Source organism: Mangrovimonas cancribranchiae, from assembly GCF_037126245.1.
In the GTDB taxonomy this organism is placed as follows: domain Bacteria; phylum Bacteroidota; class Bacteroidia; order Flavobacteriales; family Flavobacteriaceae; genus Mangrovimonas; species Mangrovimonas cancribranchiae.
This window is the reverse complement of the sequence record NZ_CP136925.1, coordinates 2,676,262-2,695,602: the sequence shown is the minus strand read 5'-3', so window position 1 is coordinate 2,695,602 and position 19,341 is coordinate 2,676,262. Positions and strand designations below refer to the sequence as shown.

20 protein-coding genes are annotated in these 19,341 nt (G+C 31.5%); 2 read left to right on the top strand and 18 right to left on the bottom strand.

Translation table 11 applies throughout. The features are described 5' to 3' along the window. Window positions 1-67: 67 nt before the first annotated feature. The 10 genes from R3L15_RS12385 to R3L15_RS12340 form a co-directional block, all read right to left on the bottom strand. Window positions 68-1,009, bottom strand: a complete 942-nt coding sequence (locus tag R3L15_RS12385) for a toll/interleukin-1 receptor domain-containing protein (RefSeq protein WP_338732026.1) — start codon at window positions 1,007-1,009, stop codon at window positions 68-70. Between the two features lie 145 nt (window positions 1,010-1,154). Continuing rightward, window positions 1,155-1,748, bottom strand: a complete 594-nt coding sequence (locus tag R3L15_RS14280; RefSeq protein WP_338732025.1) for a phosphopantetheine-binding protein — start codon at window positions 1,746-1,748, stop codon at window positions 1,155-1,157. Between the two features lie 163 nt (window positions 1,749-1,911). After that, window positions 1,912-2,670 carry a hypothetical protein gene (locus R3L15_RS12375; RefSeq protein WP_338732024.1) on the bottom strand — a complete coding sequence of 253 codons (759 nt, stop codon included), beginning with the start codon at window positions 2,668-2,670 and terminating at the stop codon, window positions 1,912-1,914. A 1,109-nt stretch (window positions 2,671-3,779) separates the two neighbouring features. Next, window positions 3,780-4,604 carry a hypothetical protein gene (locus R3L15_RS12370; RefSeq protein ID WP_338732023.1) on the bottom strand — a complete coding sequence of 275 codons (825 nt, stop codon included), beginning with the start codon at window positions 4,602-4,604 and terminating at the stop codon, window positions 3,780-3,782. Window positions 4,605-5,145: 541 nt separating this feature from the next. Continuing rightward, the gene (locus tag R3L15_RS12365; RefSeq protein WP_338732022.1) at window positions 5,146-5,724 is read right to left on the bottom strand and encodes a GRAM domain-containing protein; all 579 of its coding nucleotides are present in this window, start codon (window positions 5,722-5,724) and stop codon (window positions 5,146-5,148) included. A gap of 818 nt (window positions 5,725-6,542) precedes the next feature. Then, complete coding sequence (locus tag R3L15_RS12360; RefSeq protein ID WP_338732021.1) at window positions 6,543-6,812, bottom strand: hypothetical protein; 270 nt, start codon at window positions 6,810-6,812, stop codon at window positions 6,543-6,545. A 325-nt stretch (window positions 6,813-7,137) separates the two neighbouring features. Then, window positions 7,138-7,599, bottom strand: coding sequence for a hypothetical protein (locus R3L15_RS12355; protein ID WP_338732020.1), 462 nt, complete (start codon window positions 7,597-7,599; stop codon window positions 7,138-7,140). A gap of 390 nt (window positions 7,600-7,989) precedes the next feature. Further along, on the bottom strand, window positions 7,990-8,505 hold the full coding sequence (locus R3L15_RS12350) for a hypothetical protein (RefSeq protein WP_338732019.1): 516 nt from the start codon (window positions 8,503-8,505) through the stop codon (window positions 7,990-7,992). A 693-nt stretch (window positions 8,506-9,198) separates the two neighbouring features. Next, window positions 9,199-9,888: a hypothetical protein gene (locus R3L15_RS12345; RefSeq protein WP_338732018.1), complete on the bottom strand. Its 690-nt coding sequence runs from the start codon at window positions 9,886-9,888 to the stop codon at window positions 9,199-9,201. A 264-nt stretch (window positions 9,889-10,152) separates the two neighbouring features. After that, window positions 10,153-10,674 carry a hypothetical protein gene (locus tag R3L15_RS12340; RefSeq protein ID WP_338732017.1) on the bottom strand — a complete coding sequence of 174 codons (522 nt, stop codon included), beginning with the start codon at window positions 10,672-10,674 and terminating at the stop codon, window positions 10,153-10,155. Window positions 10,675-11,284: 610 nt separating this feature from the next. Here R3L15_RS12340 and R3L15_RS12335 point away from each other — a divergent pair. Beyond that, window positions 11,285-11,485, top strand: a complete 201-nt coding sequence (locus tag R3L15_RS12335) for a hypothetical protein (protein ID WP_338731368.1) — start codon at window positions 11,285-11,287, stop codon at window positions 11,483-11,485. Window positions 11,486-11,963: 478 nt separating this feature from the next. Here R3L15_RS12335 and R3L15_RS12330 read toward each other — a convergent pair whose 3' ends face one another. From R3L15_RS12330 to R3L15_RS12315, 4 genes are all read right to left on the bottom strand, one after another. Continuing rightward, complete coding sequence (locus tag R3L15_RS12330) at window positions 11,964-12,455, bottom strand: hypothetical protein (RefSeq protein WP_223077106.1); 492 nt, start codon at window positions 12,453-12,455, stop codon at window positions 11,964-11,966. Between the two features lie 154 nt (window positions 12,456-12,609). Beyond that, entirely contained in the window at window positions 12,610-13,197 is a 588-nt protein-coding gene (locus R3L15_RS12325; protein WP_338732016.1) for an XAC2610-related protein, read from the bottom strand. Window positions 13,198-13,352: 155 nt separating this feature from the next. Beyond that, complete coding sequence (locus tag R3L15_RS12320) at window positions 13,353-13,820, bottom strand: hypothetical protein (protein ID WP_338732015.1); 468 nt, start codon at window positions 13,818-13,820, stop codon at window positions 13,353-13,355. Window positions 13,821-14,311: 491 nt separating this feature from the next. Further along, window positions 14,312-14,593 carry a hypothetical protein gene (locus R3L15_RS12315; RefSeq protein ID WP_338732014.1) on the bottom strand — a complete coding sequence of 94 codons (282 nt, stop codon included), beginning with the start codon at window positions 14,591-14,593 and terminating at the stop codon, window positions 14,312-14,314. 532 nt (window positions 14,594-15,125) lie between these two features. Between R3L15_RS12315 and R3L15_RS12310 the strand changes: the two genes are divergently transcribed. Further along, window positions 15,126-15,326: a hypothetical protein gene (locus R3L15_RS12310; RefSeq protein ID WP_338731368.1), complete on the top strand. Its 201-nt coding sequence runs from the start codon at window positions 15,126-15,128 to the stop codon at window positions 15,324-15,326. A 504-nt stretch (window positions 15,327-15,830) separates the two neighbouring features. Here R3L15_RS12310 and R3L15_RS12305 read toward each other — a convergent pair. From R3L15_RS12305 to R3L15_RS12290, 4 genes are all read right to left on the bottom strand, one after another. Further along, window positions 15,831-16,571 carry a hypothetical protein gene (locus R3L15_RS12305; protein ID WP_338732013.1) on the bottom strand — a complete coding sequence of 247 codons (741 nt, stop codon included), beginning with the start codon at window positions 16,569-16,571 and terminating at the stop codon, window positions 15,831-15,833. A 564-nt stretch (window positions 16,572-17,135) separates the two neighbouring features. After that, a complete protein-coding gene (locus R3L15_RS12300) occupies window positions 17,136-17,486 on the bottom strand; it encodes a tRNA-binding protein (protein WP_338732012.1) in 351 nt (116 codons plus the stop codon). 293 nt (window positions 17,487-17,779) lie between these two features. Then, complete coding sequence (locus R3L15_RS12295; protein ID WP_338732011.1) at window positions 17,780-18,157, bottom strand: hypothetical protein; 378 nt, start codon at window positions 18,155-18,157, stop codon at window positions 17,780-17,782. A gap of 11 nt (window positions 18,158-18,168) precedes the next feature. Further along, the gene (locus R3L15_RS12290; RefSeq protein ID WP_338732009.1) at window positions 18,169-19,341 is read right to left on the bottom strand and encodes a hypothetical protein; all 1,173 of its coding nucleotides are present in this window, start codon (window positions 19,339-19,341) and stop codon (window positions 18,169-18,171) included.

Sequence of the window (19,341 nt, the reverse complement as noted above, 5' to 3'; positions counted from 1 at the left end):
TTCCGAGTGGATTCGGACGTAGTCGAATCCGCCGTAATTGCGGTTATACATTGTTGTAGCACGTTTTTTAAAATGGTAAATCGTCATAATCTTCTTCCTTGGCTTTTTCAAATGATTTTAGACTTAATCCATCCAATTTATATTTCCACGCTATTTCATTAAAAGGGTTTAGAAATCTAGTTTCTTTGAGATTCTCGTTATCTATTATTTTGTCTTGTAAATATTCAACTTTCTCTTTCGGTAAATCTTTAATTTTATTTAGCGCTTTTAGTCTTTCAATTCCTTGATTCGCAGTATTTGAAAGTAAAATTAATTCAACCAGAGTATTCAAATATTTTCCTTTTGTCTTTTCGTTTCTAGATATAATTTCAAATATTCCTTCTGCTACTTGACCTACGTTTTTTCCGATTGCCTGAAATCCTTGGTATTTTCCGATAAATCCATAAGGGTCAAGTCCTCTGCGAATAGGTATAATTAGTACGTTTCTACCAACAGCAACTCCGACTTCTTGGTCAGTCCAATTGCTTTCTTTAAATCCTTCCATTAGTACAGCACAAAACGCATCCATTGAAAATAGTCCTTTTTCTATTTCGTCCTGCCATTGTTTAGTCGGTTCAATATCTTCGTGTGCTACAAATGATGAAATTCCATATTTTTCCAATTCTGCTTTTAGAATTCCAATTGTTTTTTTAAAACTTGCTAAATGACTGATAAAAAGTTTAAAGTGCCCAGGTTTCCAAAATGTTGCTTCACTTTCCTTTACTTTAATATGAATTGAAGAAACAGCTTCGTGTTCAATTCCTAATTCAGAGGCTATTTCTAATACAATATCATCTTCTACTTTCGGTAAAACTTCCTTAACATAAACGTATTTACTGTTGTAACTTGGTTGGTGGTCAGTTGGTATTCCGTAACTTTCAAAATAGCCATCAATTTCGTTGAACTTCATTCTCTCTTGAAGTTCTCTTCCGATTTTATCTATTAATTCTATTTTTTGCAGTTTTTTCATCAAATGTGCTACAACGGTCTTGTGTATGGCTCGTTGCGGAAAATCAGCTATGATTTTCCGCCGTAACCGAAAGATAGCAAATTGCAATGAATTCCGATTAGGAATTCAGCCGCAATGAGCTATACACGGTGTTGGCAAACGTTTTTTAGTCAATTCCTAAATCATTTGTTATTGAGTGTTCCAATTTAATTTCACTAATTGGTATTCCCATATTTCTGTTTATTATTCCGATTACAATTCGCTCAATTTCGTACTTGTTTGTTATTTTTTCAATGTCAATTAGTTTTTCTTGGTTCAAAGCGATTGTCCAATCTACCAATTCACGTATTGTTCCGCTCGAAACAGGCGTAGTTCGTTTAATAGTTTTAATTCCAAAAATTTTGACGTGAGTACCTAATTTTGGATTAAAATCAAGCGCAACCAATTCAGGCAAATCAAGTCCGATTTCTGTTTTTAATAGATGCCAATTTTCTTTCAATTCCGATTGAGTGAGCAATTCCGATATTCTGGTTTCGGGTTTGATTTCTTTTCTGGTCAAATTCAAGTTCCGAAATGCTTTTCTAATTCGATAAAAGACGATTTGGGTTAAGCACTTTTCATTCGGATTGGTAATTATTTTGCCGTAAACACAATCCACAAAGTTTTGAACGGTATAAATTTTTTCCGCTTCGGAATCCTCAATTCGGATTCCAAATCTGTCCTCAACTGACATCAATAATTCAACTGAATCTAATCCCATTCTCGGTTCGGTTTAAATGTTTGCCAACGGTTTTGTGTAAGCGTCAGTAACGGGAAAATACGCGAGTATTTTCCGCTGACGCAACCAAGATAGCAAAAACGCGAGAATTTTCGGTAGAAAATTCCGCCGTTATTGCGCTTACACGTTGTTGTGCTTAGTATTTTTAGTACATCATTCGGATTCTGATCGGAATCGTAATCTTAGCTTTTACTTTTTCATTATTCAACTTCCCACTAATCCAGTTGTCATTATTTTCGGTCAAATAATCCTCTATTACTTTCGAAAGTTCCTCATTATCCTCTTTTCCAGAGTATTTAATATTTTCTATATCACCTTCTTTCGAAACAAAAAAACTTACTGTTTCATCTATGTTTATTGTTGTTCTGCCACTTGAATTTATTTCAAAAGGTGATTTTTTTGTTATTTGTCTATATAAATCTTTTGTGAAAATTTGAAGTCCACCTATTCGTGTTGGCGGACAAGTTAATCTCATACTCTCTATTACTCCATCAGTTTCTACCTCATATTCGTTTTCAGTTTCACATTCTGAATTAGTAACAAATTCGTTCTTGTCAAAGTTAAATTCTTGTAAAAGTTTTCCTTTTGAGTTGTAGTATTTCCAAATTCCAACTTTTATATTATTTTCATAATTTCCTTGCATTCTAATCTGACTACCTGATTGATCATATTTTTCTGTCCAAATTCCTTCACGTTTTCCGTTACTATAATTACCTAGAACAACATTGCGAAAAGGAGGTGTATATGACGTTATTTTATACTCTCCGTGTTTGGTAACTCCGTCAGATTTCAAGACATAAAATTTGGCTTTTCCATAACCAGCATTTTCTTTTACTTTTTTTGTCTTTTGAGCAAATGAAATAGTTGAAATTAAAAGTAGAAGTATTGTTATTTTATTTTTCATATTTTTTGTCAATATTAAGCACAACGGTTTTGTGTAACGAGTGTTGCGGCGTTAGGTAGTAAAGTTAGTTAAAAAATAAGACATTTTGCGTTTGCGAGGATTTTCCGATGAGGAAAATCAGAAGCAATGCGCGTTACACGTTGTTGCAAAATGTAGCGACACGTGTTGCTAGTCACGTTCAGAGAATTCGTAATATATTTTTTCATTTTAGGGGCTGAGTGAGGTCAACGCGATGCTTGGAAATTTTGATTTTCTTTATTTTTTATTCAGCGTGTTATTTGCGTTTTGTTTGCGAACAGTTTTTAAATTTCAATTCTTTTAGTTTTTGTGCGTCCTGCTAAAAGTCCACGTAATATTTTGCATTTTTCAATCAGATTTTCGCTCCGTAAAGCTTTTAAATCGCTTCTGCGATTTTTCGGAGCTATTGTTTGCAACGGTCTTGGTTATGATTTCGTTGCGGAAAAATCCGCAGGATTCTTTCCGTTTGAGAAACTAATTTAGTAAAAAATCTGGAATTTTCGGTAGAAAATTCCGCAGCAATGAATTATAACCGTTGTTACCTTTTTTTGCGACACGTTCTGCTTGGCACGCTCTGCTATTCTATCAATGGTGGTTATTTTTTAGGGGTTGCTTTTAATTTTCCGCTAGTTCTAATGTTTTTATAGAAAACGGGTTTTTATTTTTAGGGTTTAAATCAGCGTTGTGCTTTTTAAGTTTTTTCCGTTCTGCATTTTTTTCAGCGTTTTGCTATTCAAATCCACGTTATGCTTTTGTTTATATTAGTTTTGTGCTATTCAAATCCACGTTGTGCTTTAGTTTTTATCCGCTAATCAAAATCATTTTATCAATATTTATCCGTTTTTCTTTTCAATCCGCTACTGTTTTAAAGATGTTGCAACTTTGGCAGGGTAGTGGAGTTTTTAAAGAGAAAAACAATCAATTTTATCCGCATTTTTTTTTCGGAGCAATTGAAGGTAACGGTTTGTGTATGATGCGTTGCGTGTTACAGCAACTAATTTAGTAAAAAAACAAAGGCGATAATTCAGCGCGAGGATTTTCCGAAAGGAAAATCAGAAGCAATGAATTATACACGTTGTTGTAATGCGTTTTTATTTATAATATTCTATTTGTCTTATCCACTTATATAATTTCTTTCCATCTACTTTTTTAATTATTTCATTCCAGTTTCCTTTGTCGTCATATTTGTATTCAAAATTCACTTGGTATGTCTTCATTTCATTAGATGGCCAAGATTCTTCTGTATATTCTAAAGATGTTATTTCATTGTTTGAATATTCATATTTCTCAATTCTTTTAGCATCTGATTCTTTTTCAGAACAGCAATATCTTTTAATCAATCGATTCTTTTTGTCATATTTAGAATGATTGAATGTAGGCTTAACCTTTATATAGCCATTTATATGTTTAGTTAGAATAAGATTATTGTTTTTGTCATATTTGTAAAATGTATTTTCTACTAATTTCGGGTCTTTATGGTTTTCGTCATCTTCGTATAAATCGAAACGTTGTCTTTGTATAAGTCTATTCTTTTCATCATAATTATTTACTAAATCTTTATAGATGTTTCCAATGGAATCTTGCACACCGTAAGACCAACTTCTTTCTCCTGATTTTCTCCAGCTATTAGGGTTTTTATAAATTCTGTACAATAGTTTGCCTTCCGAGTTATATTTATAGATGTACTCATCGATTGTACCATAATCATCGAATGATTTTAAACGAATGAGTTTTTTGTCTTTATTATAACGCTTGTATTTGTGATTGAAATAATCTAAATCAGAATTTTGGCTAATGATATTTTCGTGTTTATCATTTTCGTAATAATGAGTGTCAGTATAGACTAAACCATCTAAAGAGTCAGTTTTTTTAATTAGTCTTTCCTTTTTATCATATTTGTACTTATATGAAGTCATAAAAGAATCTTTTTTTGTATACCAAATATCTTCGATGACTTTTCCTTTTATATTGAAATGTCTTTCGTAATTAATGTAATAGCAAAATTGTGTTGAAAACCAAATACTTTTAAATCGAGAAATTGTTGATTCTGGACCCATAAATCCAGAATGACCATAATCATCATAGTATAATAACTGTGGATTTTCTTTTTGAGTGAGAAATTCAACTTTTTCTCGAATCGTTTTTACTTTTCCATAAATAGTATCTTTTTGCTGGCCAAAAGAAATTGAAAAGAAAAAATGTAATGAAAGAATTATGAGTATTTTCTTATTCATTTCGTTAGTTTTTAACTAATTTATTTCTTTTTTTATTGATTCAAAAGGCTAAATGAGTGAAGCATTCTTTTTGTTTGGTGAAACTGTTTATTGGTTTAATCAAATGCATTACAACGTGTTTGGCTATGGTTTCGTTGCGTGAAAATCCGCGAGGATTTTCCGCCGTAAACCGAAGATAGCAAATTTGCGAGGACTTTCCGTGAGGAAAGTCAGAAGCAATGAACTATAGCCGATGTTGTACTGCGTTTTTCATTTTTTTTCGTTCATTTATTTTTTCGAACCACAAGTCTCTTTCGTTAACTACAAAATCATACTTTTTTCCATTGTCAGTTGTTATTCTGATTCCGTTGTCAATTAGTTTTGCAGTTTTTCTCTTAACGATTTCTTGTATTTTTGAATATTCTATATTCGTTTGTCCTTTTTGAACATTTATTTTATGTGATTTAAAAATTAGTTTTTTATTCGTCAAGAAAATTTTTCCGCCAACACCTTCAATTCCGCGAAACAAGTTCGCAGGACCTTCAATTTCGATTTCTTCATTTAATTCAATTTCCGGTTCTATTTTTATTCCCATATTCTTTGAAAACTTTCCAGCAAATTTTTCACTCACATAAGGAAATCCAATACCAAACAAAATTCCAAAACCAACACCTTGAAATATTAAACTTCCTGTTGAATATAAATTTTCATCGGAAAAATAATCAAACAACCAAAGCATTAAAGTGTAGAAAATTCCAGTTAAGAGCGCAAAAATCACTCGAAACTTCCAATTCATTTTTATCATTTTGTTTCCTATTTCCATAATATTTGTATTAAATGCAGTACAACGGTTTTGTGTAACGAGTGTTGCGGCGTTAGGTAGTAAAGTTAGTTAAAAAATAAGACATTTTTCGTTTGCGAGGATTTTCCGATGCGGAAAATCAGAAGCAATGCGCGTTACACGTTGTTGCAAAATGTAGCGACACGTGTTACTAGTCACGTTCAGAGAATTTGTAATATATTTTTTTCATTTTATGGTTTGAGTAAGTTCAACGCGATGCTTGGAAATTTTGATTTTCTTTATTTTTCATTCAGCGTGTTATTTGCGTTTTGTTTGCGAACAGTTTTTAAATTTCAATTCTTTTAGTTTTTGTGCGTCCTGCTAAAAGTCCACGTAATATTTTACATTTTTGAGTCAGATTTTCGCACCGTAAAGATTTTAAATCGCTTCTGCGATTTTTCGGAGCTATTGTTTGCAACGAGTCGCAGATATGCTTCGTTGCGGAAAACGTGCCACGTAAAGTTTACTTTAAAGTGGTAGAAGTTTTAAGAGCAACGAACAAAAGAAAAACCAATTGCGTAGCAATGAAACATATCTGATGTTATCAGCTGTTATTATTATTTATAACCTCATATGGGTTGTGTAAATATAAAGTAATTGTCTAAAACATAGGCAAGCCTATTAAAGTTTTAATTTTTTAAAGTTTTAAAAATTCAATAATAAATTAATGTTTAACTAAATGAATATAATTATGGATGAATTAAAAATTGATTTAAAAGAAATAAATAAAGAATTAAAAAAAATATCTGAAATATTAGATGTTATATCTAAAAACGAAGAATTATTGTTAAAATATAAGATTAATCTATGTTTATCTTTATCGAATTCTTGAAATCATCGCAACAGAAATTAGATTTTTTAACACTAATACCATCTTTTCTGCTATTTCCGCTTACTAATATGGTTCCTCTTGTGTTGTTTTTATGTGTTTCACATTCAGAGTTTTTTAATTCTTTGTCTAATTCATTCTTTACAGCTTTTATAGTTTCGTTTATAACGCTGTATCCTAATGATTTGTACATATCATTAGTATTCTCTGGAATCAATTTAGTTCTGATTTGTATTTTCATGTTTTTTAAAATATTAAGTCAAGGCGAAGCCTTGCAAGGTTTTTCTTTTGGTATCTGCGACTCGTTATCAGCAATTAGAAAATCGGGTAGCCTTTTTGTTGGCAAAAATGCGGATTTTCGTATCAAGTCCGAAACACGCACCGAAATAAGCATAGCGCAGTTTAGGTGCTGTGTTGAGGTTTGTTATTGCTGATAACGGTTTGTGTATGGCTCGTTGCGGAAAATCAGCTATGATTTTCCGCCGTAACCGAAAGATAGCAAATTGCAATGAATTCCGATTAGGAATTCAGCCGCAATGAGCTATACACGTTGTTGCCAGTAGTATTTATTTTTTAATTACCACAATAGCTTTATTAACTATCAAACTTGGATTTTTTGTAGTTTTTAAGATCCCCTTAAAAGTATATTTTCCATCTTCTTTTATATTCAACTCTTTATTTTTTCCAGTAAAACTCCATTTAGTTTTATTTCCAATTGTTGATTTGATTTCTCCAATAGTTATATTTTTATTGGTTGGGTCAAATTCCAGAATTGCAAAAGGTTCGTCATTTTTGTAAACTCTGAATCTAAACAGAAAAGATTCTTCTCCTGAATGTTCAAAATCCATTTCTGACCAAAAAGCAATTTCCTCTCCTTTTTTTAAATTTAAAGTAGTCTCTTTTTCAAAATAGTTTTCTTCGCTAGTACTTACTTTATTGATTGGTAATCTTGCAATTTCTTCTCCAGTTATTGAATCACAGGAGGTTAAAAGTAAAAATGGAATTAAAAATAGTAAGATTTGTTTCATAGGTTATTTTTATATTACTGGCAACGCCACCTGTGTATGGCGTAGTGAGGCGTGCCTCACGGAGAGCCATAAATAACGCCTCATTCGCTATACACGTTGTTGTGTATTGTTTCCTTGTGGAGCTCTCGTATATGGCAAATATACTACTACCACTAAATGAGGTGTTATTTACAGGTGGCGTTGATGTATAATTAGTATAAAAAGGAGTGTTGAAAACACGCTTTATACGTGCCGCAGGCAATTATACATCAACGGTCTTGTATAATTTCCCAGCTAAGGGAATTTGAGAACTAAAGATAGTAAAAAGAACTGACTTTGACGCGTGAGCGTCTGTGTCCGCAGGATACAAAACCTTAGTTGGAATTATACGGTGTTGTAGGTAGTGCTTTTTCAGTATACACTTAATTTATTTTCTTTTAGGTAAAAGTTTTGTGTTATTATATTACTTTGAAACCATCCGTGAAAACCTCCAATCAATTCATTTGCTAAATCCTTTTTTAAATTATGTGGGTCCTTACTAAAATCAATAAAGTTGATTAAAATAATTTTTTTTCCATTTTCAACGTACCCAACATATTGTCGATCATATTTTGAAATTCTTTTAGCGATTTTCGAGACTGATTCCATTATGTCAGAATAAGCTTTTTGTTTGTCAATTTCTTGGTCTCCATATACCTCGGATGTTCTGACGTAGACTTGGTCATAAATAAATTTTCTTTGAGCTTCTAAGTATTGTTTGTCAATTTCGAATTCGACTTTTGCAATCTGTTCTTCAGAGGGTGTAAAACGGTCATTTTCTTTTAGAAAGTAAACCTCCAAATCAGCAGGGAAAATTACGCCAAAACTATTTTCTAATTCAATCACTTTGACTTTATCCGAAACCTTATTGGTCTCAATTTTGTCCAATTTTCGACTCCGACAAGATGTTATCAGAATTAAAATTATAAATATGAGATTAATTTTTTGCATTACCTACAACGGTTTTGTTTATCTTTCAGTTGTGGGAATTTAAGAAATGAAGATAATAAAAAGAAATGACTTTGACGCGCCAGCGTCTGTGTCCGCAGGACACAAAGCCACGATTGAAGATAAACGTTGTTGCCTAATGTGCTTTTCCGTCTAGATTTTCAATTCCACTTTATCGTTTCTGAGCTTTTTAGTCCGCCGATTTCAAATTAATATTTTTGAAAACGAATTTTGGTTTTTACTTTTTCTCCGTAAAGTTTTGAAAAATAGAGTAGTGCTTAGAAATTTTTATTCATAACAATTTATCGTTTTTGGTTTATCGGGTTTGAATAAGTTTTTCGGCTGAGTTCGAATTTTCCTTGGGATATTTAATCTTCTCTGCGCAAAGTTTAGCAATCCAGTTTTGCGTAATCAAAATCCATTAAAATTTTAATTTTTGGATTGAAAATAGATTTTGAATGAATTAATAAAGCTGAAATTTAAATCGCTGATTCTGGTTTCGCATATTTGGCAACGGTTTTGTGTAACGAGTGTTGCGGCGTTAGGTAGCTAAGTTAGCTAAAAAATAATAATCTGTCACGTTTGCGAGGATTTTCCGAAAGGAAAATCAGAAGCAATGCATGTTACACGTTGTTACCTGCTGGCTTTTTCTTTCAGTTTAGAGAATTCCTTTTCAGTTAGGATTTCTGTTAATTCTAATTCAATTATTGTTCCGTCTGAATGATATCTTTGGTATTTAACCATTCCAACTCCCTTTGCGTAATAAGTAAATTGATAAAATTCATAGTTCTGGTCATTTTCGAGTGACTTAATCTCGTATTCATCTTTGAATTTTAATGTTGAATATTCTTTTCCGTTAACATTTATGCTTTCAAAGCTATTTTTAGTTCTCTCTTTTATAAATTGTTCATTTCCATATTTTGGACTAGTGTATTTTACTGAATAAATGTATTTATTATTGTCAGCCCATTTATAAACATCTTTATCGACTATCGTTCCATCAATTCGTATATTTTGTCCATTGTCGTTTATTTCAAAATCTGCATAGCGAATTATTTCCGCTCCATCTGTTTTCAATTCTTCCTCGAATATATTATAAAGTCTAAAGTCATTTGTGAAAGATTCAGTTAGAATTTTATTCGTTTTTGGGTTTGTAGTTACTTTCCAATATTCAATATTCTTTGGGTTGTTTTTGTCAACGTATTTGTAAACTTTAATTTCTTTTTTTGTTCCAATTTGATAATAATAATCTTTAAAATTTTCTTGTGCAGAGCAACTTGAAATAATAAATATTAAAATCAGAAATTTAATGCTTTTTGTCATTTTCAATTTTTTTTCAGCTTGCAGGTAACGGTTTTGTGTATGGCTCGTTGCGGGAAATCCGCGAGGATTTTCCGCCGTAACCGAAAGATAGCAAATTGCAATGAATTCCGATTAGGAATTCAGCCGCAATGAGCTATACACGGTGTTACCAAACGTTTTTATTTATTCCGATTAATTTTTTCATTATTTGATTATACCTAAACATTATTCTAATTTCTTCTCTGCTTGATTCAACGAACTCAATTTTTTTAACTTTAAATTCAGTTATGATTTTGTTCTGATTGTTAAAATACTCGTCAGACATCCAACCAGCGATATACCACAAAAGTTGTCTTTTGCCATTTTGAAAGTCAATTTCGGCTTGTTTTTCGTTATACTTTTAAAAAAATCAGGTTCTGCTATTGAATCTCGATAAACAGCTAATTTTTTATCAGATATCCGAAGTTTTAAAGTGTCCCGAATTTTATTTAAGTCGAAATCAAAAGTTTCGTTAAAAACGGGTGAATGGTCGTTTACTTTAATTCGTATAGGATTTTTGAAGTCAACTCTACATTTAAAAATTCCGATTGAATCAGTTTCTAATTCATAAATGCTATCTTTTTGCTGAATCTTAATTTTATGTTTTCGGTTAGTCAGATTCTTGATTGTTCCATCAGGAAAAGACTCTAAAATTCGGTAATCACTTTCTACAGATTTATAAAATTCCACTTTTCCAACAATTTCTTTTTGTGAATAAAGACTTTGCTGAAAAATTAAAATGGTCAATATGAATAGCGTTTTTCTCAAATGTTTGGTAACGGTTTTGTGTAACGAGTGTTGCGGCGTTAGGTAGTAAAGTTAGTTAAAAAATAAGACATTTTGCGTTTGCGAGGATTTTCCGATGAGGAAAATCAGAAGCAATGCGCGTTACACGTTGTTGCAAAATGTAGCGACACGTGTTGCTAGTCACGTTCAGAGAATTCGTAATATATTTTTTCATTTTAGGGGCTGAGTGAGGTCAACGCGATGCTTGGAAATTTTGATTTTCTTTATTTTTTATTCAGCGTGTTATTTGCGTTTTGTTTGCGAACAGTTTTTAAATTTCAATTCTTTTAGTTTTTGTGCGTCCTGCTAAAAGTCCACGTAATATTTTGCATTTTTCAATCAGATTTTCGCTCCGTAAAGCTTTTAAATCGCTTCTGCGATTTTTCGGAGCTATTGTTTGCAACGAGTCGCAGATATGCTTCGTTGCGGAAAACGTGCCACGTAAAGTTTACTTTAAAGTGGTAGAAGTTTTAAGAGCAACGAACAAAAGAAAAACCAATTGCGTAGCAATGAAACATATCTGATGTTATCTGCTGTTATTTTAACCGCAAACTAGCTTTTTTATCGGTTAAAAACAAAGATTGAATTAAAAATGAATATTAATAATAAGCAAACAATTATGGATTTAAAATTAAAAATTAGTGTTTCACCTAGTGAAACACCATTATCTAAGAATCAAGTACAATTGATTAATGAACTTTACAATGTCGTAAAAGACAAAAATCTAAAAGACAGTAAAAGAGCATTAATGTTATTATGTGAAAATTTAGATGCTAAATCAACTATTAATTAATTGTATTATTTTTTCGTATGATTCATAAGTTCTAATTAAAGAACTACTAGTTTGAATAATAGTGGTGTCACTATCATCAACCGTTTGACTTATATATTCGATTTTATCGATAATAATTGTAATTTTTTGATTATTTGTGCCAGTAACCTCAATTGTTCTCATTATTTTAATTTTTTAATTAATATTAAGTCAAGGCGTAGCCTTGCAAGGTTTTTCTTTTGGTATCTGCGACTCGTTATCAGCAATTAGAAAATCGGGTAGCCTTTTTGTTGGCAAAAATGCGGATTTTCGTATCAATTCCGAAACACGCACCGAAATAAGCGTGGCGCAGTTGAGGTGCTGTGTTGAGGTTTGTTATTGCTGATAACGGTTTCGTATAACCGTCAGTTACGGATTTAAAGTTAATGATTTTCGGTTAAGAACAGACGTTAGCAATTCCGAGTGGATTCGGACGTAGTCGAATCCGCCGTAATTGCGGTTATACATTGTTGTGCAACGTTTTTTTTAATTCAATCGCATCTGTAAATTTTTTGCGAAACTTATTCTCAATTTCCTTGTTTTTTGTTTTAAAAATTGTTGCTGTTCCGTCAAAACTTATAATTTCAATTTCGCTTTGTTTGTTTAGAAATTCATTTGGTTTATTCCAGATATCAGAGTTTAAATCCGCATATGGTAATTCCGATTTTTTTAAGTTCGGAATGTCATTTTTAAATCCGCAGAATACACACCAAATAAAATCAATTTTACGGTTCTTGATGATTTTCAAGAGTTCAGTTCCGCTAAAAGTTATTTTGTCCGATTCAAAATCCAGTTTTTCAATTTCTCCTTTGTCTTCATAATCAAAAATTTGATAATCTTGATTTGTTAATAACCAATTTAATTCTGAAAACTCCTTTTCAAATGGTTCAATTATCTCATAAAGATTTGTGTGAGATTCAACTTGGTTTGTATTTTCTAAAATTAGCGTCATTTTTCAAATGTTGCACAACGGTCTTGTATAACCGTCAGTTACGGGTTAAAGTACGCAAATTTTTCGGTTTAGCACAGGCTTTAGCAATTCCGAGTGGATTCGGACGTAGTCGAATCCGCCGTAATTGCGGTTATACATTGTTGCCAGTAGTATTTTATTCAACTGTCTTTTCGATTAGTTTTAATTCTCCGTTTTCAACTTTCCAATGTTCGTAATATTCTTTGTCCTCCGAATTATGTCCAATAACAAATCGTTCAGTCAATTTTGGAATTCCGTTTGTCAATTCATAAACGTCTCGTCCGTGTTCGCAACAACCGTTTCTCCAAGTCGAATTAATTTGTTTTTTTCCGTAATCAAATTCAGGCGAAGTTATTTCTCCGTAATCTTTGTTTTCTTCAAAGAGTTCATTTGTCGGATTATAAATCCAAAATAGAAAAGGAACATTCGGTCCAGCTGGAAGAAATTCCATTAGCCTAAAATCCATTTTTCCGTCAAAATTCATATCCTCAATTGCGAAAAGTTGGTCGTTTGGAAATGTTTTGCTGAAATAGTTTTCGCTCGGTTTTATTGTTTGCTTTAAGATTCCATTTTTCAGAACCTCAATTTTAGTTATTTCACAGTCAGTTTTTCCGCATTTTTTTGTCAGACAAAATTCAAATTCCGCATCTGAAAACTTTATTATTTCTTGTGAATAAAGTTCAAACGAAAACAGAATTATTAATATTAGCAGAATTTTTTTCATATTACTGGCAACGTATTTGTGTATGGCTCGTTGCGGGAAATCCGCTGAGGATTTTCCGCCGTAACCCAAAGGTAGTGAATTGCAATGAATTCCGATCAGGAATTCAGCCGCAATGAGCTATACACGTTGTTGGCAACTGGCTTTATTTTTTCAGTTTATAATTCAGTCCAAATTAATTTATAATTCGGAAACTGGCTTTCAAATCGTTGTTTTATTTTTTCTAATGTTTTTGAGTCAATATTTTTATGCTCAATTTCAATTCCGATTAAATGGTCGCTCAAACACCAACCTTTGCAAATTAGTAACTGTTCTGATTTAGTTGAATTCAGCGTTATTTTTTCTCCAAATTCCTTTCCGTAACTCATTAAGTCTACTTTACTCAACATTTTTTGGATTTTGAGTTTAATCCACTTTTCATTCGGTAGTTTAATGTTTTCAGTATTTATTTTCTCCGACTTTTGAAATTCAAAATCCAGACTTTTTACAGCGTTTACAACTTCAAATGAGTATTCTTTTGACCAAGTGTAATTTCTGTCGTAAGTCATAAATTTATAAAACAGAAAAAATCCTAATATCAATAGGATTGGGAAAATGATTAATTTATTTCTTTTCGTTTTATTCAAATGAGCGAGTTTTCAGCTTGTTGCCAACGGTTTGCGTATATGGTTTGTGGCGGGCAAAAGGGTGCAATTTTTTCGGTTAAAGTTTTACGATTTTAAAAATACAAAAACTTTGGGTATAGCACTAACTCCGCAATAAACTATATGCGCTGTTAGCTTGCGTTTTTATCCTCTATGTTGTTATTCAGTTCAGAGTTTTTTTTTAGGTTCAACCTTTTTATCTATGTAAACAATTCGCCATTCTGCTTGTCAATCGAATGTTTATTTAAAACCTAAAGTTTCAAATTACAAAATGATAATTGATTTTCGATTTATTACCAAATTCTGAAATTCAACACTTAATTCGTTAATCGGCTTGAATTTACTCTGCGCAATCTATTCTAGGTTTAGTTCTTTATTAAGTTGTGATTTGACGATTCAATTTTCATTTTGTTCAATTAACTTTCAATATTTAACAAAAGCTAATATTACTACTGGATTTCAATCACTTAGTATTAATTGTCATATAAAAAAGGAAAATAAATCATAATCAAAATACTGATAATTGAAATAATTATTGGAGAAAGAATTTTGATATTTGTGGAAAATTTTGATTTAATCCAAAATATCAAAGCTAAAATAGGCATCAAAAAAGTGGAAATTACAATAATTATAGCCGTCAATTCATAAATAGCACCTATAACTGCATAATCATATAAATTAACCAACTTAGTCATAAACCAATAGGCCAAAATGAAACAAGATATATAAAGCAAAATTTTATTCTGTTTTTCCATTTTTAAGAATTTATAATTTTTATATTATTGTAAATTTACAATTCCCAATTAAAAACTGAAATTTAATTATTTTTGTGGATTCCAAATTCCAAAACTTACTCAACATTGTAATTTCCGTTCAGATTGATTTTAATTTTAGTATCGAATTCTAAAGTTAATTCATTAATTAACTTGAGTTTATTCAGCGCAATCCGTTCGGTTTTTTTTCATTCAGCTGCTATTTCAGGAATAAATTTTCATTTTAAAAAACTAATTTTTCATCATTGTAACTTACTTTCAACGCTCTGATTTTCAATCGCAAATTTCACTATTTAAGCTGTGATATTTTTTAAATGCAAGCTAACGAGTCGCAGATATGCTTCGTTGCGGAAAACGTGCCACGTAAAGTTTACTTTAAAGTGGTAGAAGTTTTAAGAGCAACGAACAAAAGAAAAACCAATTGCGTAGCAATGAAACATATCTGATGTTATCTGCTGTTATTTTAACCGCAAACTAGCTTTTTTATCGGTTAAAAACAAAGATTGAATTAAAAATGAATATTAATAATAAGCAAACAATTATGGATTTAAAATTAAAAATTAGTGTTTCACCTAGTGAAACACCATTATCTAAGAATCAAGTACAATTGATTAATGAACTTTACAATGTCGTAAAAGACAAAAATCTAAAAGACAGTAAAAGAGCATTAATGTTATTATGTGAAAATTTAGATGCTAAATCAACTATTAATTAATTGTATTATTTTTTCGTATGATTCATAAGTTCTAATTAAAGAACTACTAGTTTGAATAATAGTGGTGTCACTATCATCAACCGTTTGACTTATATATTCGATTTTATCGATAATAATTGTAATTTTTTGATTATTTGTGCCAGTAACCTCAATTGTTCTCATTATTTTAATTTTTTAATTAATATTAAGTCAAGGCGTAGCCTTGCAAGGTTTTTCTTTTGGTATCTGCGACTCGTTATCAGCAATTAGAAAATCGGGTAGCCTTTTTGTTGGCAAAAATGCGGATTTTCGTATCAATTCCGAAACACGCACCGAAATAAGCGTGGCGCAGTTGAGGTGCTGTGTTGAGGTTTGTTATTGCTGATAACGGTTTTGGCTATGATTTCGTTGCGGAAAAATCCGCAGGATTCTTTCCGCCGTAGCCGAAAGATAGCAAAATTGTGTTGAATTCCGATTAGGAATTCAGCCGCAATGAATTATAGCCGTTGTTGTGTGGCGTTTTTTTTACCACAAATATTTTAATTCAATTTTGTCATTTTCGATATTCAGTACTTTATATGTCGAAGCTCCAATTTCGATTAATGTACTTCCTTCGTCAATGTCTAATTTTTCTTTGAATTCCACTTCTTTTTCCTTTTCAAAAGTCCAGCGATAAATTCCGTCAATTTTTGGTTCCTTTTCTGTTGTTCTTGTCAAAACTAAATTCCTGTTTTTTAGAACTCCATTTTCCCAACCAGAAACGTCCCAAATTCCATTAAAACTCCTTGCCAAAGAATCAGCTACGATTTTTCGTTTTTTTTCTAATTCAATAAACTTGTGTTTAAATATTTTACTTTCCAAACTATCGTAGTCAATTCCGTTCCACTCACAATTCCCAACGATTTTAATTTCTTTTCCATTGGTTTTTATATCGTAGTAATCAATTGATGAAGAATTAAACGAACAAGTATCTTTAATCGATTTGGCTTTATTTATAAATTCAGTTATTAATTTTAAGTCAGATTTTCCAATTTCGGTTGTCCAAGTTGAGTCAGTTCCAGAACCATAATAATAAAACGGGCTTTTTTTAATAGCTTTTATTTTTTCTCCGCTTTTAAAAATTTCCATTGAGTAAAATTCAATTCTTTCATCTCCAGTTCGATAACGAATTTCGATATCCGAAAAGTCATTAAATTCCGCTTTGTCAATTTTATCAGAATTGCAAGAAGTTAGAATTAGAAGTAAGATTATTAAATGGTTTCTCATTTTTTCTCAAATGACACACAACGGGTTTGTGTAACGAGTGTTGCGGCGTTAGGTAGTAAAGTTAGTTAAAAAATAAGACATTTTTCGTTTGCGAGGATTTTCCGATGCGGAAAATCAGAAGCAATATGCGTTACACGTTGTTGCAAAATGTAGCGACACGTGTTACTAGTCACGTTCAGAGAATTTGTAATATATTTTTTTCATTTTATGGTTTGAGTAAGTTCAACGCGATGCTTGGAAATTTTGATTTTCTTTATTTTTCATTCAGCGTGTTATTTGCGTTTTGTTTGCGAACAGTTTTTAAATTTCAATTCTTTTAGTTTTTGTGCGTCCTGCTAAAAGTCCACGTAATATTTTACATTTTTGAGTCAGATTTTCGCACCGTAAAGATTTTAAATCGCTTCTGCGATTTTTCGGAGCTATTGTTTGCAACGGTCTCGGCTATGAGTAGTTGCGTGGTTTAGCGGTTAACTTAGCAAGTACACACCAAACTGAAAATCCGCGAGGATTTTCAGAAGTAGGCGAGAACAAGCAATTACTTATAGCCATTGTTAGGCACAGTTTTTATCCGATTTTAGTTCCATTTTCCACTTTTCGGTCAGGTTGAATTAAGGTAACTTCTTTGTTTTCTCCAACCCCGCCCAAGACTAAACATTCACTCATTATATTAGCAATTTGTTTAGGGGGAAAGTTAACTACCGCAATTACTTGCTTTCCAATTAATTTATCAGCATTATAAAGTTTGGTTATCTGTGCAGAAGTTTTTTTAGTTCCTAATTCACCAAAATCTATAATCATTTTGTAAGCTGGGTTACGCACTTCTTTAAATTGCTCGGCAGAAATAATAGTCCCCACTCTCATTTCAACTTTTATAAACTCATTCCAGGTTAATTCCTTTTCTTTTATTTGTTCCATTTATAAAATTCTGTTTTTATTTTCTATTCAGTTTTCAAATTGTGCCTAACGGTCTTGTATATGAAAAGTAGCGGATTTTTAAGCACTAACTTTTCGGATTATAGCTGACCTTTATTTTATTATTTATCTTTCGTTTAAGCACTAAAACCGCTATTTTTTATATACGTTGTTGTACACTGGCTTTTTCCGTTCAGATTGTCATTCAGTGTTGGCAAAGACATACTCTTTTGCAATTTTTGGTTGAGCATTGGCTGTAGCGAATTGCAAAAGTGTATGGCTTTAAGCGTTGGCAATTATAATGCTAATCCTCTGTCAAAGTCTTCTCTATATTGTTCGGGTATTGAATTCCTAATGGCATCAATGTCTTGAACTTCTCCCTCTTGAAAATTGTGATTATTCAGTAAATCTTCTAAAAATGCTGTAGCATTTATCCTATGAATACTTCTTCCTGTTCCTGCTGTGAATTTACGAGATAGAGGCAAAGGATAGTTTTCTATATTATTATAGCATTGAACTCTTACTTCATAAGACCTTGCTCCTTGATTTTGATTATTCTCCCAAGTAATTGCACTTGTGCCGTCAGATTTTGCTAAAAAACCCAAAGTTTCATAATAAATTTCTGGATTTTCAAATTGTATTGGATTGTCTGTTCCAAATGTTGGTTGATACATAATTGTTATTTTTAAGCTGCGTTATAAATTCTACTCAATTCTCGTTTAATGTCTCTAAAATCAAGGTCAATTTCCAATGATTCAGATAAGCCTGTGTTTATAACGTAAACAAAAGATTCCTTTCGATATACAAATTCTCCTTTTTTGAGAGATTTTTCAATACTATCGGATTTCGCCAATAAACACGTTAATTGATAATCTTTATTAATTTGCTGTGTTTTATTATTTGGGTGAGCTTTTGTATTATGTTGAGTTGCTGTCAATAATATAAGATTCTCGACATAATGGGCAAGTTCTGGAAATTCTGCTCTTGTGAAAATATGATGTACTTGTGTTGCTTCTCCAATTCCCCATTGGTCTTTAACTTCACTTTCTTTATGTGTTTTTCTGATTACAGCAATAGCTTTTTGTACATAATAGGCATTAATTGCTTCTTGCTTTTCGGTGTCTTTTTCGCTTAATGCTTCTTTTCGTGTAACAGATTTTTCCTTGTTTAAATCTCTCCAGTTTTTCTTATTGTACATAGTTTCAGAGAAAGTCATAGCATACTTTCCATTACTACCTGGAATATTATGCTCTACAGCATAAATGTTTAATACTTTGTGAAACATTCTACGAATATCAAGTCTCGACTGTGTTGGTGTATTTCCAGAAATAAAACGGAAATATTTTTCATATAAGTACTCTCTTGCATTAGTCAAATTTCTTGAACATTCGACTTTATACTCTTCTAAATATTTTATAAAACCACTGTCGCTTAAGACTTTTGTGAAGTAGCAGTATAAAAAATTGTAAGCGTTTCTATCTTTCCGTGACACATAATCTAAAAGTTCTTCATTGTTTACTGAAAAAGTTAGCGACCTACTTACTTTTTTCACATTAAGTAACCTTGAATATGCCAACAATTTAAGTGGTTGCGAAAGTACTTTGTTATATTCATTGTATGCTTTCTTATCATTTGCCCAAGGCTTATTAAAAATAACTCTGCTATTTTGAATGAAATATTGTGTTTCCCAAATATCACTTATAACAAATACTGGTTTTGTTGCAATCATATTCAGTACGCAATCAGCCATAAAACAAACAATGTCAGGTGTACATTTTTGGTCAACAAACCTTGCATTATTGGATTTTCGAACATCAAAATCGAACTGTTCAAAAAAATTATTTATTTGTTCTCTCAT

What these genes read in the sequence shown, in the direction of transcription:
- R3L15_RS12295 (WP_338732011.1), bottom strand. Translation starts at nt 18,157, where the DNA reads ATGTATCAACCAACATTTGGAACAGACAATCCAATACAATTTGAAAAT.
- R3L15_RS12355 (WP_338732020.1), bottom strand. Translation starts at nt 7,599, where the DNA reads ATGAAACAAATCTTACTATTTTTAATTCCATTTTTACTTTTAACCTCC.
- R3L15_RS12290 (WP_338732009.1), bottom strand. Translation starts at nt 19,341, where the DNA reads ATGAGAGAACAAATAAATAATTTTTTTGAACAGTTCGATTTTGATGTT.
- R3L15_RS12300 (WP_338732012.1), bottom strand. Translation starts at nt 17,486, where the DNA reads ATGGAACAAATAAAAGAAAAGGAATTAACCTGGAATGAGTTTATAAAA.
- R3L15_RS12330 (WP_223077106.1), bottom strand. Translation starts at nt 12,455, where the DNA reads ATGACGCTAATTTTAGAAAATACAAACCAAGTTGAATCTCACACAAAT.
- R3L15_RS12315 (WP_338732014.1), bottom strand. Translation starts at nt 14,593, where the DNA reads ATGGAAAAACAGAATAAAATTTTGCTTTATATATCTTGTTTCATTTTG.
- R3L15_RS12360 (WP_338732021.1), bottom strand. Translation starts at nt 6,812, where the DNA reads ATGAAAATACAAATCAGAACTAAATTGATTCCAGAGAATACTAATGAT.
- R3L15_RS12325 (WP_338732016.1), bottom strand. Translation starts at nt 13,197, where the DNA reads ATGAAAAAAATTCTGCTAATATTAATAATTCTGTTTTCGTTTGAACTT.
- R3L15_RS12385 (WP_338732026.1), bottom strand. Translation starts at nt 1,009, where the DNA reads ATGAAAAAACTGCAAAAAATAGAATTAATAGATAAAATCGGAAGAGAA.
- R3L15_RS12345 (WP_338732018.1), bottom strand. Translation starts at nt 9,888, where the DNA reads ATGACAAAAAGCATTAAATTTCTGATTTTAATATTTATTATTTCAAGT.
- R3L15_RS12335 (WP_338731368.1), top strand. Translation starts at nt 11,285, where the DNA reads ATGAATATTAATAATAAGCAAACAATTATGGATTTAAAATTAAAAATT.
- R3L15_RS12375 (WP_338732024.1), bottom strand. Translation starts at nt 2,670, where the DNA reads ATGAAAAATAAAATAACAATACTTCTACTTTTAATTTCAACTATTTCA.
- R3L15_RS12310 (WP_338731368.1), top strand. Translation starts at nt 15,126, where the DNA reads ATGAATATTAATAATAAGCAAACAATTATGGATTTAAAATTAAAAATT.
- R3L15_RS12370 (WP_338732023.1), bottom strand. Translation starts at nt 4,604, where the DNA reads ATGACTTCATATAAGTACAAATATGATAAAAAGGAAAGACTAATTAAA.
- R3L15_RS12305 (WP_338732013.1), bottom strand. Translation starts at nt 16,571, where the DNA reads ATGAGAAACCATTTAATAATCTTACTTCTAATTCTAACTTCTTGCAAT.
- R3L15_RS14280 (WP_338732025.1), bottom strand. Translation starts at nt 1,748, where the DNA reads ATGGGATTAGATTCAGTTGAATTATTGATGTCAGTTGAGGACAGATTT.
- R3L15_RS12365 (WP_338732022.1), bottom strand. Translation starts at nt 5,724, where the DNA reads ATGGAAATAGGAAACAAAATGATAAAAATGAATTGGAAGTTTCGAGTG.